The 13,826-nt window shown below is 63.1% G+C and carries 13 protein-coding genes and 1 other RNA gene; 13 read left to right on the forward strand and 1 reads right to left on the reverse strand.

The window, feature by feature from the left end; all coding sequences use genetic code 11:
- Nucleotide 1: 1 nt before the first annotated feature.
- The 4 genes from ffs (at nucleotide 2) to recR (ending at nucleotide 2,799) form a co-directional block, all read left to right on the forward strand.
- Nucleotides 2–98: signal recognition particle sRNA small type (gene ffs / locus JN531_RS11810), an RNA gene on the forward strand.
- A 37-nt stretch (nucleotides 99–135) separates the two neighbouring features.
- Nucleotides 136–1,815, forward strand: a complete 1,680-nt coding sequence (gene dnaX / locus JN531_RS11815; RefSeq protein ID WP_228349062.1) for a DNA polymerase III subunit gamma/tau — start codon at nucleotides 136–138, stop codon at nucleotides 1,813–1,815.
- A 41-nt stretch (nucleotides 1,816–1,856) separates the two neighbouring features.
- Nucleotides 1,857–2,180 (forward strand): YbaB/EbfC family nucleoid-associated protein, encoded by a 324-nt coding sequence (locus JN531_RS11820; RefSeq protein WP_228349063.1) that lies wholly within the window; start codon nucleotides 1,857–1,859, stop codon nucleotides 2,178–2,180.
- A 7-nt stretch (nucleotides 2,181–2,187) separates the two neighbouring features.
- Complete coding sequence (gene recR / locus JN531_RS11825; RefSeq protein WP_228349064.1) at nucleotides 2,188–2,799, forward strand: recombination mediator RecR; 612 nt, start codon at nucleotides 2,188–2,190, stop codon at nucleotides 2,797–2,799.
- On the opposite strand, the gene JN531_RS11830 is transcribed toward recR, so the two are convergent.
- Entirely contained in the window at nucleotides 2,788–3,129 is a 342-nt protein-coding gene (locus JN531_RS11830) for a 4a-hydroxytetrahydrobiopterin dehydratase (RefSeq protein ID WP_228349065.1), read from the reverse strand. The two genes, recR and JN531_RS11830, sit on opposite strands and share 12 nt — an antisense overlap.
- A 422-nt stretch (nucleotides 3,130–3,551) precedes the next feature.
- Here JN531_RS11830 and JN531_RS11835 point away from each other — a divergent pair, with 422 nt between their 5' ends.
- From JN531_RS11835 to orn, 9 genes are all read left to right on the forward strand, one after another.
- Entirely contained in the window at nucleotides 3,552–6,575 is a 3,024-nt protein-coding gene (locus tag JN531_RS11835) for a TonB-dependent receptor (protein ID WP_228349066.1), read from the forward strand.
- 68 nt (nucleotides 6,576–6,643) lie between these two features.
- Nucleotides 6,644–8,050, forward strand: coding sequence for a beta-helix domain-containing protein (locus JN531_RS11840; protein WP_228349067.1), 1,407 nt, complete (start codon nucleotides 6,644–6,646; stop codon nucleotides 8,048–8,050).
- A 91-nt stretch (nucleotides 8,051–8,141) separates the two neighbouring features.
- The gene (locus JN531_RS11845; RefSeq protein WP_228349068.1) at nucleotides 8,142–8,915 is read left to right on the forward strand and encodes a DUF3450 domain-containing protein; all 774 of its coding nucleotides are present in this window, start codon (nucleotides 8,142–8,144) and stop codon (nucleotides 8,913–8,915) included.
- The gene (locus JN531_RS11850; protein ID WP_228349069.1) at nucleotides 8,912–10,276 is read left to right on the forward strand and encodes a MotA/TolQ/ExbB proton channel family protein; all 1,365 of its coding nucleotides are present in this window, start codon (nucleotides 8,912–8,914) and stop codon (nucleotides 10,274–10,276) included. The genes JN531_RS11845 and JN531_RS11850 overlap by 4 nt, the downstream gene beginning before the upstream one ends.
- A 24-nt stretch (nucleotides 10,277–10,300) precedes the next feature.
- Complete coding sequence (locus JN531_RS11855) at nucleotides 10,301–10,870, forward strand: MotA/TolQ/ExbB proton channel family protein (protein ID WP_228349070.1); 570 nt, start codon at nucleotides 10,301–10,303, stop codon at nucleotides 10,868–10,870.
- Complete coding sequence (locus tag JN531_RS11860) at nucleotides 10,860–11,270, forward strand: ExbD/TolR family protein (protein ID WP_228349071.1); 411 nt, start codon at nucleotides 10,860–10,862, stop codon at nucleotides 11,268–11,270. Before JN531_RS11855 ends, JN531_RS11860 begins: the two co-directional genes overlap by 11 nt.
- 12 nt (nucleotides 11,271–11,282) lie before the next feature.
- Entirely contained in the window at nucleotides 11,283–11,891 is a 609-nt protein-coding gene (locus JN531_RS11865) for an energy transducer TonB (protein WP_228349072.1), read from the forward strand.
- Between the two features lie 10 nt (nucleotides 11,892–11,901).
- On the forward strand, nucleotides 11,902–13,218 hold the full coding sequence (locus JN531_RS11870; RefSeq protein ID WP_228349073.1) for a tetratricopeptide repeat protein: 1,317 nt from the start codon (nucleotides 11,902–11,904) through the stop codon (nucleotides 13,216–13,218).
- A 36-nt stretch (nucleotides 13,219–13,254) separates the two neighbouring features.
- Complete coding sequence (orn, locus tag JN531_RS11875) at nucleotides 13,255–13,818, forward strand: oligoribonuclease (RefSeq protein WP_228349074.1); 564 nt, start codon at nucleotides 13,255–13,257, stop codon at nucleotides 13,816–13,818.
- The last annotated feature ends 8 nt before the right edge of the window (nucleotides 13,819–13,826 follow it).

A 13,826-nucleotide genomic window follows, 5' to 3' on the forward strand; every position in this document is an offset into this window, starting at 1 on the left:
CGCGTCGGCCCTCCGCGACGGTGAGCCGTGAAACCCGCCAGGCCCGGAAGGGAGCAACGGTAGCGGCAATACCGGGTGCCGGAGTCAGCTGACGCGGGCCAACTCATTTTGCAGACCGCTGAAGAGACTTCCGGCATGAGCTATCTCGCGCTCGCCCGCAAATGGCGGCCCCGTCGGTTCGAGGATGTGCTCGGGCAGGCCCCCGTGGTACAGGCGCTGACCCATGCGCTCAACCAGGACCGGTTGCATCCGGCGATTCTGCTGACCGGTACCCGCGGTGTCGGCAAGACCACGCTGGCGCGCATCATCTCCAAGGGCCTCAACTGTGAGACCGGCGTGTCGGCACAGCCCTGCGGCATCTGCAGCAGCTGCAAGGAGATCGACGAGGGCCGCTCGGTTGACATGCTGGAAATTGATGCCGCCAGCAACACCGGCGTCGACAACATCCGCGAGATCATCGAGAACAGTCAGTACGCGCCGGCCCGCAGCCGCTACAAGGTGTACCTGATCGACGAGGTTCACATGCTGTCGAAGGGCGCCTTCAACGCGCTGCTGAAGACGCTGGAGGAGCCGCCGCCGCACGTCAAGTTCATTCTCGCCACCACCGACCCGCAGAAGCTGCCGGTGACGGTACTGTCGCGTTGCCTGCAGTTCGGCCTGCGCCGCATGCCGGTAGCCCTGATCCGCCAGCAGCTGTCGCAGATTGCCGAAGCCGAGGGCGTCGAGGCCGAGGCGGCTGCGTTGGGGGCGATTGCCCGTGCGGCCGACGGCTCGATGCGTGATGGCCTCTCATTGCTGGATCAGGCCATCGCCTTCGCCGGCGGCGCGGCGGTGCAGGGTGACGCGGTTGACGCCTTGCTGGGCACCGCCACTCGTGCCGTGCTGTGGCCACTGTTGCAGGCGCTGGTGTCTGATGACCGCGACACCTTGGCTGCCCAGTTCGGTCATCTCGAGGCGCTGGCACCTGACTACGCGGCCTTGCTCGACGAAATGGCGCTGGTCCTGCAGCGTATGGCGGTGGTGCAGCTGTTGCCCCAGGCCCGCAGCGACGATGATGAAGCCGAATTGCTGGCGTTGGCAGAGACCACTGACCCGGAAACGCTTCAGCTTTACTATCAGATCGTGGTGCTGGGACGACGTGACCTTACCTGGAGCCCCGACCCGCGAATCGGTTTCGAGATGACCGTGTTGCGGATGCTGGCCTTCCGGCCAGATGCTGGCGAAGGGCTCCCGGCCGGCAACGCCGGCGGCCGCCGTGCCGCGCCGGCAGCGGCAGCGCGCCCAGCCGGGTCCGCGCCTTCTGCAGCGTCCGACCGGCCGGCCGCCACCCGGCCGTCACCCGCGGTTCCACCGCCGCCGCCGACGGATGCGGTCGATGATGCCGTCGGGTCCCCGACGCGCGCTTCAAGTGGCCGGGTGGCCTCAATGGTCAGCGGTCAGCCGTGGGAAGTTCAAGTGGAACGCCTCGGCCTCGAGGCCTTCACCAAAGGCCTGGCCCGAAACTGCTGTGTGCTGTCTGAAGCCGATGGTGTGCTGCATTTGAGTCTGGATCCCGGCGCAGCGCATCTGCTGAGCGACGATCGCTGCCGTGCCCTCGGTGAGGCGCTGAGCGCCGCGCGTGGAAGCCCGGTGACGGTCCAGGTCACGCCGGCCCCGGCGCCCTTGGCTGATACACCGGCAAAGCGGGAGGCCCAGCGGCTGACTGAACAGCAGCAGCAGGTCGAAGCTCGCCTGCAGGCCGACCCGACGCTGCAGGCGCTGCAGCAGCAGTTCGGGGCGACCGTCAAGCGCGGTTCGATGCGGCCTGCATCCTGAACGCGCCCCCACTCACATCCAACGTTGGAGATCCGAATCCCATGAAAGGACCGCTTGCCCAGATGATGCGCCAGGCGCAGCAGTTGCAGGACAACCTCAAGCGCGCGCAGGACGAGGTGGCCCGCATGGAAATCACCGGAGAATCCGGGGCCGGCCTGGTCAAGGTCACCCTGACCGGCAAGTACCAGGCACGCAAGGTGGAAATCGCCGCCGATGCCCTGGGCGAGGACAAGGAGTTCCTCGAAGACCTGATCGCCGCCGCCATCAACGACGCCAGCCAGAAGGTGGAAGCGGCCGCTGCCGAGAAGATGCGCGGTGCCACCGGTGGCATGGCGTTGCCGCCGGGTATGAACCTCGGGCTCTGATGTCGCGATGAGCGCGTACTCGCCGCGGGTCGGCCGCCTGATCGAAAGCCTCCGGCGGTTGCCGGGGGTAGGGCCGAAGTCGGCACAGCGCATGGCCTTTCATCTGCTTGACCGCGACCGCGAAGGGGCCAGTCAGCTGGCGCGGGCGATGGTGGATGCGCTCGACGGGGTGGGGCGCTGCGCCCGTTGTCGCATGTTCTGCGAAGACGAGGCCTGCGCCTACTGCAGTCCGCAGCGTGAGGCCAGTGGGCAGCTCTGCGTGGTCGAAACCCCGGCGGATCTGGTCGCGATTGATCGTCACACCGGCTACGGCGGACGGTACTTCGTGCTGATGGGGCGATTATCGCCGCTGGACGGCATTGGCCCCGAACAACTCGGGCTCGATCTACTGGAACAGCAGCTTGCGGACGGCATCAGCGAGATGATTCTCGCGCTCAACCCGTCGGTAGAAGGCGAGGCAACCGCCTACTACCTCGCTGACCTCGCCGCACGGGCGGGTGTGCCGGTCAGTCGCATTGCCCACGGTATCCCCATGGGCGGTGAACTGGAGTATGTCGACGGCGGCACCCTGTCGCATGCGCTGAGCCGGCGTCAACCACTGCAGGGCTCAGGGCAGTAGCGCGTCGACCTTGGCGGCACAGATGAAGTCATTCTCTGTTAGACCCTTCACTGCGTGGGTCCAATACTGCACCGTGCATTCGTTGTAACCAAAGCGTATTTCGGGGTGATGATCTTCGGTGTGGGCAATCCACGCCACGGCGTTGACGAAGGCAGCCGTCCGCCAGTAGTCACTGAACGAGAAGCGCGCTTCGATTCGTTCCCCGTTGTGGCCAATCTTCCAGCGTTCGTGCAGCTGCTGCCGCAGACGGGTGGCGGCGGCCAGGTCGAGTGGCGGAATGCCGCCTTCGCAGGGCACGCAGTGTTTGGTGATCAGGTCGTTTGCGGGCATGACTGGGTGCTCCGAACAAGATGCGGGGTGGCAGGCCAATCACAGCCGCCGAGGGGGAGGAGGATACGCCAAGCGGGGCCCTGGGTATCGCAACGATGCCGCCATCGCGGGACTGTCATCTTTCGCTGATAGCGTTCAGATCGACGTATCGCGGCAGTGCTAAAGCCAACACCGGCCACTCGTTCGCACCTGCACGCGCGTAACGCGGTGTTGGGCGGCGTCCATCGCGGCAACCATCGCCGCGTCTGTCATGAAGGTGTCATCCAACTTTCACAAGATAGCGACCGTCGATTCGTAGCCTGACGCAGGTGGCGAATCGATCGAAGCGGGCAGCCCCCGTTTTGCCGACCTTGGATTCTCGCGATGTCCCGTAGCGCGCTCGGCGCGGCCTCGGATCGCGCAATAGATGGAAGCCCTTGCGAATGATGCGGTCTCTGAAAGTGGTGATGTTGTCGAGCGCCCTGCTGCTGTCGCCGGCCGCAATCGCGGCGGACCTGCTGGTCAACACGTTTCTGCAGAGTCGGCCATTCAAGGGTGTCGAGCTGGAGCTGAACGGCAAGCTGGTGGGTGAAACCGGTGCTCTGGGCGAAGCCAAGGCGACGCTGGACGTCGGCCGCCATTCGCTGCGTCTGCTCAAGAACGGTATCCCGCTGGCGGACTACGATTTTCGACTGGCGGAGGGCGAAAACGCTGAGCTGAGCATCACCTTCACCAATTTCGACACGCCCCCTGATTTCGCCCTTGAAACCTATGCTGAGGGCGAGGGCGCCGATGTCGACGCGACCGGTACGATCGGTGGTGATGTCATGTCGGCTGACGGCCAGCCGATCGTGGGCGCGACCGTCGGCGTCGCAGAGGCCGCGGGCACCGCGCTGACCAACGACAACGGCGTGTTTGAGCTTGAGTTGCCGCGGGGCGCTTACACCCTGCAGATCTCACATCCCGATTATCAGCCTGTCGAAACGGCGGGCTTCCGGGTGGTGGCCAATGTTGGATTGGCGACCCAGGTCAAGCTCTACCCCATTGCAGGGAGTTCCAGTACAGCGTTGACCGCGACCGCTGATGAAGAAGTGGTGGTGCTGGGGACCTACAAGCCGAGTGAAAACACGGTCGACCTTGAGCGCTTCTCCGTCGCCATCACCGATGCCATCAGCATTGACGAACTGCTGCGCCTGGGTGACAGCGATGTGGCGGCCAGTCTTCGGCGTCTGGTGGGGGTGTCAGTGACGGGCGGTCGGTACGCGATCGTTCGGGGCCTGGATGGACGCTATATCTCGTCGAGCTTCAATGGCAACTTGATGCCGAGCACCGATCCCTACCGCCGGGATATCCAGCTTGATCTGTTTCCCTCTGACATCCTCTCTGGAATTGAAGTCCAGAAGACCTTTTCGGCTGATCTCCCCGGTGACACGACGGGTGGGAACATCAAGGTCAAGACCTTGGGCATGCCAACCGAAAACTTCACCAAGATCGGCCTTTCGACAGGGTGGGTGTCGGGCGTGACAGGGAAGGACAGCCTGACCTACCAGGGTGGCGACGGTGATCGATTTACCTTCGATGATGGCACCCGGGAACTGCCGAATGCGGCCCGTCCGCTGACCCGGCCTGGCGCATCTCTGAGCACCGATCAGCGCCGCGCTGCCAGTCTTGCGCTCAACAATATCCTGAACCCTCAGCGCAGCGAACACGACCTCAATTATGGCTTTTCCGCTTCGCTTGGGAGGCTATTCAGCCTGGCAAATGGCGAGCTCGGCATCGTCGTTGTCGGCGCCTACGATCAAGAGAGCGCGGCGAAGCAGGATGCCTTCGAGGCACGTGACTATTTCGTCGCCCTGAATCCCGGCCAGTTTGGCATTGCCGAACCCCTGACGCGCTATACCGAAGACTTCAAGCTCGCCAAGCTCACCGGCTACGGCGCGGTGACGTTCGAATCGAATGCCGGTTGGACAGTGGCCAGCAAGACGACCTTTCTCCGCGACTCTGAAGACAGTGTGCGAACGGACCTCGGCCCCAGTCTGGCGGAGCCAGACCGGATCATCGACCGTACCACCCTGGAATGGGTGGAGCGCGAATTCATCGCGCAACAGTTCGACGGCGCGCTACCGCTATTCGGCGGTGGCCATGAGTTGACCGGCTCACTCGCCTACTTCCGTACCCTGCGCGATGCGCCGGATCGTCGTCGCTACGACTACTCCAATGGTCGTTTCAGCGGCTTGGAGCGCAACTATTCGTTGCTCGACGAGGACGGTATCTCGCTTGCCTCCGCTTATGCAATTGACCATCAGCTGTTCGGTCTCCAGAGCGGCACCTTGCGGGTTGGACTTGAACTGTCGAAGTTTGACCGAACCGCTGACGTGTTCAGTTTGCTGCTGTCACCGACCGAAATCGTCGATACCGATGAGCGAAACCTCGAGCTGGCAGTCGCCGAGTCGCTGAGGCAGGGCCGTGGCCTGTATGGCCCCGGGAGCCTGTCGACCGATTCCTATACCGCCGATCAGACCCTGACTGCCGCCTTCGTTACGCATGAGGCCGATCTCAACGACGCCTGGAATATCGTCGCCGGGGTTCGCTTCGAGCAGTATGAACTCGATCTGGTTTATCCGAACCAACTGAGCGCGGGCAGCCTCACTGAAGATACCGACGCGCTCCCCAGCATCCTGGTCACCTATCGACTGTCGGACGCGTGGCAATTGCGAGGCGGCTACAGCAAGACCATCAGTCGGCCGAACATCACCGAGCGCAGTCGTTCGCGTTTCTTTGACGACGAGGGGCGGCTGATCATCGGCTGCCTGCAGGCCGGCGGTTGCCGTCAGGCCGAGATCGACAACTTCGATGTCCGGGCTGAGTACTACTTCAACGAAGCCGACAGCGTCAGTGTCGCCGTGTTCTACAAAGACATCACCGATCCGTTGGAGTTGTCGCTGGCGACGCGCACCGCAGACATCCGACCGCTGCAGTACCTGAACAATCCCGGCGCAACCTTGCAGGGCATTGAGCTGGATTTGAACAAGCGGCTGAGCTGGGACGCCTGGGGTGCGGAAATCGGCGCCAATCTGTCGGTGATCGATTCGGAAGTCGAGCTTGGAACCGCGGCGAGCCAGTTCGAGGGCGGCGGCGATCGGGAGCTGCAGGGTCAGTCCGAGTTGCTAGGCAACCTCCGGGCAACGCTCGAACACTTTGCCACCCGGCAGATGGTGACGCTTTCCGCCAACTATTTCGATGACCGCATCGACCGCCTCGGTCTGGGTCAGGAGCCGTCGATCCTTGAGGCCGGACGCCTACTGATCAATCTCAACTATGAGTGGGATGTGACCGAGGCCCTGGGTCTCAGCGCGAAGGTGATCAACCTGCTGAACGAGCCGGTGGAGTACACACAGGGTGCGTTGCTGGTTGAACGTTACGAAACCGGGACCGGTGTCACCGCCGGGATTTCCTATCAATTTTAGTCATCGTGGGCGGGCGTCGCCCACATTCCGTAGGCCAGTTGGCCAGTTCAATGCAGAGGAGTTTTAGCATGCGTAAGCAGCTCTATGTGGCACCGATGGTGAGCGCTTTCACGCTGGCCATGGCCGCGTGTTCGAGTGGCGGTGGTGGTGGTGGCACGCCGATTCCGGATCCGGATTTCGTCAGCTGCCAAGGCTCGCAGTGCACCCTCCAGGGTGTCATTGATGAAAACTATACCTTGACCGCCGATCGTGAATGGACCCTTCGGGGGTTCGTGCGTGTGGGTCGTGGCAACGAATCGCTGGACACCTCGGCAGCGATCGCCCAGGCGAAGGCTGATGGCGTGACGCTGACGATCGATGCCGGTACCCACGTCCGCGCCGAGCGTCTGGCGTCACTTGCGGTAACCCGTGGCTCCAAGATCAATGCAGTGGGCCGCGCTGACGCGCCGATCACCTTCAGCTCCGCCGAAGATGACGATTTTGCAGGTGAGGGCGAATGGGGTGGCATCATCCTCCAGGGGTTCTCCCGTCAGTTTGGCAAGGGCGATACCGGCGCCTGTGATTCCAGCGGTCAGCTCTGCAATGTGCCCGGTGAGGGCGGCCCCGATGTCGGCTTCTACGGCGGCAGCGACGTCGGCGACAGCAGCGGCACCATGCGGTATGTCCGCATGGCCGAGGGCGGTGTGGCTTTCGATGCAAACAACGAAATCAACGGTCTGACCCTTCAGGGTGTGGGGCACGGCACCACGCTTGAGTACATTCAGGTGCAGGGCAACCAGGACGATGCCGTCGAGTGGTTTGGCGGTACGGTGAACGCCCGATATCTGGTGCTGACCGGCAATGACGACGACGATATTGACTACGACGAAGGCTATCGCGGCAATATCCAGTTCGTGATTGCGCAGAAAGATCCGAACAAAGCTGCGCCTACCGGTGGTAACGATCCGCGTGGCATTGAGGCCAATAGCGGTGGTAGCGACTTCGTCAGCACCACCGAAGCCAAGATTGCCAACCTGACGCTGATCAGCGGGCCGATCAGCAACTCGCCGAATTCCGCACAGCCTGGAGCATTGTTGCGCGGTGCGGTCAAGACCGACCTGATCAACACCGCCATCAAGGGCTACAACGGGGGCTGTATCCGTATTCAGGACGCTCCGTCTGTCAATGCGGTGGTGAACCTTGTCAATGTGTTCGGCGATTGTGGTGGCAACTACTACTTTGATGCCCGTCAGGCCGACAGCTCCAACGTCGCGTCGGCAGAGCGCGGCGTGTCGTTCGACGCCGCCTGTGCCATCACCAATGGCGATGCCGTGTTGGCTGCGCCGGTCTCGGTGACCGCGGTGAACAACGGCTCCGGCTTCCAGTTCACGTCGACCAACTATGTCGGCGCTGTTCAGCCGGGTACGGCTGCCAATCAGGCTTGGTGGGCGGGCTGGACCTTCCCCGGCACGGTGACCTGCAACACCGCCCCGTAAGGGGATGATGGTTGGAGCATTTCAGCCAGGGAGGCGGCGATCATTTGATCGCCGCCTCTTTTTTGCGGTACCGAAAGTTGAGGAAAAGCTTATGAAGGGACCCATTCGATTGATCACGGCGCTACCGTTGGCGCTGTTGTTCTCGGCAGGGGCAGTCCACGCCCAGGCGCTCGACAGCGTCGTCAAGGAAGGTGAAGCCAAGGCACAGGAAGGGCGCGCTTCTCAAAAGAAAATCGACAGCATTGTCGATGCGCAGCAGGAGCGGTTGATCACCTACCGCGCATTATTGAAGCAGGTCGAAGGGCTCGAACAGTACAACGAGCAGTTGACCACCCAAATTTCCGGCCAGCAGGCGCTGATCGAACGCTTTGACGCGTCGATCAAGCAGGTGGCCACCATCGAGCGGCAGATGCAGCCGCTGATCACACGGATGTCGGAGAGCCTGGCGGATTTCGTCGATCTCGACCGCCCGTTCCATGTGGCGGAGCGCCAGGAGCGCATCGCCCATCTCAATGACACCCTGGCGAAGGCCGATATCGATGTCGCCGAGAAGTTCCGGCAGGTCATCGAGGCCTACCAGATCGAGACCGAGTACGGCCGCAAGATCGATACCTACCAGGACATCATCCAGATTGACGGACAGGACCTCGAGGTCGACGTGCTGCGCTTCGGGCGCATTGCACTGGTGGCGCAGAGCAAGGACACCTCGACCACGGTCGTCTGGAACACTCAGACCGAGGCATGGGAGCCTCTGGATGCCGGTGACTATCGCAACAGTGTTCGTCGCGGAATTCTGATGGCGAGCAAGCAGGCGTCGATTGATGTCGTGACGCTCCCCATCGCTGCACCGGAGGCCGCGGAATGAAGCCCTTGAATCTTGTTGCCCCGTTGGGGCTGGCCATGGCTGCGCTGCTGCTTCCTGTGCACAGCCTGGCGCAGGAAGGCAAGGATGCCGTGTCGATGACCCAGTTGCTCAAGGAAGTGCGCGCGGGACGTACCCGCGATGCCGCCGAGAACAAGCAGCGTGAAGCGGCGTTTCTGGCAGACCGCGCCCAGCAGGATGCCCTGATCCGGCAGGCCGAGCAGCGCATCGCTGCACTCGAGGCCCGCAGTGCCGAGCTGGAGCGCAGCTTCAATGCCAATGAGTTGCAGGTCGAGGAAAAGCGTGCGCAGCGCGATGAGCGGCTGGGGTCATTGAAGGAACTGTTCGGTCACCTGACCGGTGCTGCCGGCGATCTTCGCGCCCGTCTCGGCGCGTCGATCACGACCAGTCAGTTCGCCGGCCGCCAGCAGTTTCTCAGCGATCTGATTTCCAAGATGAATGATGACACCGAGCTGCCAACGGTCGCCGAGATCGAACAGCTGTGGTTCGAAATGCACCGCGAGCTCACCGAGTCGGGGCGGGTGGTGAAGTATCCGGCACAGGTCGGCACCGAAGACGCCCGTGAGATCGTCCGTGTCGGGTTGTTCAATCTGGTATCCGACGGCAAGTACCTGGCTTACGACGAGAACACCCGCAGTGTCTCGGTGTTGCCGCGTCAGCCCGAGGGCTTCACCCGTGGCGCCGCCGCCCTGCAGGCTGCCTCGGCCGGGTTCACCCCGCTCGGCATCGACCCCACCGGGTCCGCCGGCGGCGGGTATCTGAAGGCGCTGATCAACACGCCGACACTGGTCGAGCGCTGGCACCAGGGTCGTCTGGTGGGCTACGTGATCACCGCCGTTGGCGCACTGGGCCTGCTGTTGGCGTTGTGGCGCCTGGTGGTGCTGACGCAGGTGGCCGCCAAGGTCCGCCGTCAGCGGACGGCCGCCACGGCCAGCGACGACAATCCGCTGGGCCGTGTGCTGCTGGCCGGGGAGGCCCATGCCGGTGACGATATCGAAACCCTCGAGGTCAAGCTGGGCGAGGCCATCATCAAGGAGCGTCCCGCGCTGCAGAGCGGCCTGCCACTGCTGAAGATCATCGCCATGGTGGCGCCGTTGCTGGGGCTGCTGGGTACCGTGACTGGCATGATCATCGTGTTCCAGGCCATCACCATCTATGGTGCCGGTGATCCCAAGGCGATGGCCGGTGGTATCTCCAGCGCACTGGTGACGACGGTGTTGGGCTTGCTGGTGGCGATCCCGATGCTGTTGCTGCACACCGTGCTGAATGGTCGGGCCCGCGAGCTACTGCACGTGCTGGAAGAGCAGACCGCCGGTCTGGTCGCCCAGCGTGTCGGTCGCTGATCGCCACCGCAACGGACATCGGCCATGCTGCTGTTTCTACTGGACGCACGGGAGGCCATCGGCGAGTTCTTTACCGCCGGTGGCCCCATCCTGCGCCTGATCGCGCTGCTGACCTTCGTCATGTGGGTGATGATTCTCGAGCGCTTCGCCTACTACACCCGGCCGTTCCATCAGGACCTGCGGCAGGCGCTCGCCGTCTGGTCCGGGCGCCGTGACCACTACTCCTGGTATGGCGATGCGGTTCGTCGCCAACTGGTATCGGAACTGCGGGCGAAGGTGAACCAGCATTTGCGATTGATCAAGGTGATGATCGCCCTCTGCCCATTGTTCGGGCTGCTGGGCACCGTCACCGGGATGATCGACGTGTTCAGCATCCTCGCCATCACCGGTGGCGGCGATGCCCGCTCGATGGCCGGAGGCGTGTCGCGCGCCACCATCCCGACGATGGCCGGCATGGTCGCCGCGCTGTCCGGGGTTTTCGGAAATATCTATCTGTCCCGGTTGGCGACCCAGCGGCGCGAGCATATCGACGCACTGCTGCCGATCCATCACCTGGACGCCGCGCCCGAGGAGGGCACTGCCCATGGCACGTAATTACGTCAGTCAGGACGAGTCGGAAGACGAAGGCGCGATCGACCTCACGCCGATGCTCGACGTCGTCTTCATCATGCTGATCTTCTTCATCGTCACCGCCAGCTTCATCAAGGAGACCGGTGTCGAGGTGAACCGGCCGCAGGCGCAGACGGCGGAAAACAAGAACGCCGCCGTGCTGATTGCCATCAATGCCGACAACACCATCTGGATGGACCAGCGCCGTATCGACATCCGTTCGGTGCGCGCCAATGTCGAGCGGATGCACGCCGAGAACCCCGAAGGGGCGGTGGTGATCCAGGCCGACGAGCTGGCTTCGGTGAAAACCTTCACCGAAGTGCTGGACCAGGCACGCCAGGTGGTGCCGCCTGAGCGGGTGTCGCTGGCGACGAAGTCGAAGTAACGGAGAACAGTCATGCGTTTGATGATGGTGTTGGTACCTGCGGCCCTGGTGACCTTTGGCTTGCAGATGGTGATGGTGACCCTGATTCAGTTCGCCGACGGTCGGCTCGACAAGACGCCGGTCATCAAACTGCCGGACATCTACATGCCGAAGGCCGAGATCCAGACGCAGCGATCGGTCGAGAAGCCCGAAAAGCCGCAGCTGGACGACACGCCGCCGCCCGACGTACCGCAACAGGCCTTCGATCAGGTCGATGGCAACGCCCAGGTCGGGTTGCTGTCCGGCCCCAGCCAGGTCGCGACCAACCTTGATCTGAGCATGGGGTCGGGCCTGTCGGCGACCGACGGGGAGTATTTGCCGATCGTCAAGGTTGCGCCGAACTACCCCCGGGCTGCACTCAGCCGGGGTCTGGAGGGCGATGTCATCCTCGAGTACACCGTGACCAAGCAGGGCTCGGTGCGGGACCCGGTGGTGATCGAAAGCAGTAACCCGACCTTCAATGCCGCCGCCATGGAATCGGCAATGCGCTACAAGTACAAGCCGCGGGTGGTCGACGGTTCGCCGATCGAAGTCCCGGGCGTGCGCACGCGCGTGATGTTCCGCCTCGACAAGTCGTCCTGAGGCGATGTCGATGATCTTTCGGATACTCCGTGCCGTGTGGCTGGTGGCTGCCGTATCGGTGGCTGCTCCGGCCTGGTCGCAGCAGGGCGCCATCGATGCGCGGACGTTCGAGCAGCTGAGCAAGGCGCAGACGCTGGCCGAGGAAGGACAGCATGATGAGGCCATCGCCGTGCTCGACGGGCTTAAGGACAACCCGCGTCTGAACAGCTATGCCCGTTCGCAGCTCTGGAACTTCTATGCCTACATCCATGCCAGCCGCAATCAGTATGCCAAGGCGATCGATGCCTACCAGAACGTGCTGGCCGAAGAGGACGCCTCCGACGGCCTCAAGCTGACCGCCAAGTACACCACGGCGCAGTTGTACTTCCAGTTGGAGAAGTACGATGAGTGCATCCGCTTCATGGAAGACTGGCTGATCACGGTCGACGATCCCACGCCGACCGCGCACATCATGCTGGCGCAGGCCTACTACCAGAAGTCCGACTTCGATCGGGCGCTGCGCAACGTCGACCGCGCCATTCTGCTGGCCGACAAGGCCGGGGCCAAGATCGACGAATCGTGGCTGCGTCTGAAGGCGGCGATGTACTACGGCAAGAAGGACTACAAGAACACGGCAGCGGTCTACGAGCAGATGATCAGCCTGTATCCCAAGCTGAGCTACATGCGGCAGCTGGCGGGCATGTACAGCGAGTTGGGAGAGGATTCGCGGCGCTTGGCGATCTATGACGCCGTGTACGAGCACGGCGGCCTCAGTTCCGAGAACGAGGTGCTGAACCTCGCGTACATGTGGCTGGGGCAGCAGGTGCCCTACAAGGCCGGGCGGATCATTGAAACGGGTATGGCCAACGGCCAGATCAAGGAGAATCCGAAGAACATCGAGACTCTCGCCAACGCCTGGGCGCAGGCCAACGAGGCGAACAAGGCGGTGCCGGCATTACGTCGCGCTGCCGAGCTGTCGGGGGACGGTGTGATGTACGCGCGTCTGGCCGGTGTTCATTTCAACGCCGGTGACTACGACGAAGCGGCCACGGCGGCTGCCAAGGCGGACCAGCTGGGCAACCTCAAAAGCCGTAGCGGCAACCTGATGCTGATGGGCATGGCCTACTTCAATGCGGCCGAGTACGAGCCGGCACTACAGGCCTTTCGCCGTGCCAAGCAGGACAAGGCCACCTATGCGACGGCCGCCAAGTGGGAGTCCTACACCCTGGCGGAGGTCGAGCGTCTGCGGGCGATCGAGGCCAGCCGCTTCGAACTGCAACGGCGCACCGAAGAAGCGCTCGACGCTCAGGAGAACAATCTCGACGCGCTGGGTCTCGGCGGTTCCTGAGGTCGGGACGGGCAGGGGCTCTGGTATTCTCTGCGGATGTCCGAAAACCGCGAGCAGAACCTCATCTGGATCGATCTGGAGATGACCGGCCTGGTGCCGGAAACCCACCGGATCATCGAGATTGCCACCCTGATCACTGATACCCAGCTGACGGTGCTGGCCGAAGGGCCGGTCATCGCCATTCACCAGTCCGAGCTGGAGCTGAACAAGATGGACGACTGGAACGTGCGTCAGCACGGCCAGTCAGGGCTGGCGCAGCGTGTGCGCGCCAGCACGCTGACCGAGGCCGATGCCGAACGCGAGACCCTGGCCTTTCTGCAGCAGTGGGTGCCAGCCGGGGTATCGCCGATGTGTGGCAACTCCATCTGTCAGGACCGACGGTTCCTGGCCCGGCACATGCCGCAGCTCGAGCGCTACTTCCACTACCGCCACATTGACGTATCGACGCTCAAGGAGCTGTGCAACCGCTGGGCGCCGGACGTGGCCCGTGGGTTTACGAAACAGTCGACCCATCTGGCGATGGACGATATCCGCGATTCCGTGGCGGAGCTTCGGCACTATCGCCGGCACTTCATCCAGCTCGACATCAAGCCGGCCTGATTCGCAGT

It is taken from the genome of Flagellatimonas centrodinii (genome assembly GCF_016918765.2).
Classification (GTDB): domain Bacteria; phylum Pseudomonadota; class Gammaproteobacteria; order Nevskiales; family Nevskiaceae; genus Polycyclovorans; species Polycyclovorans centrodinii.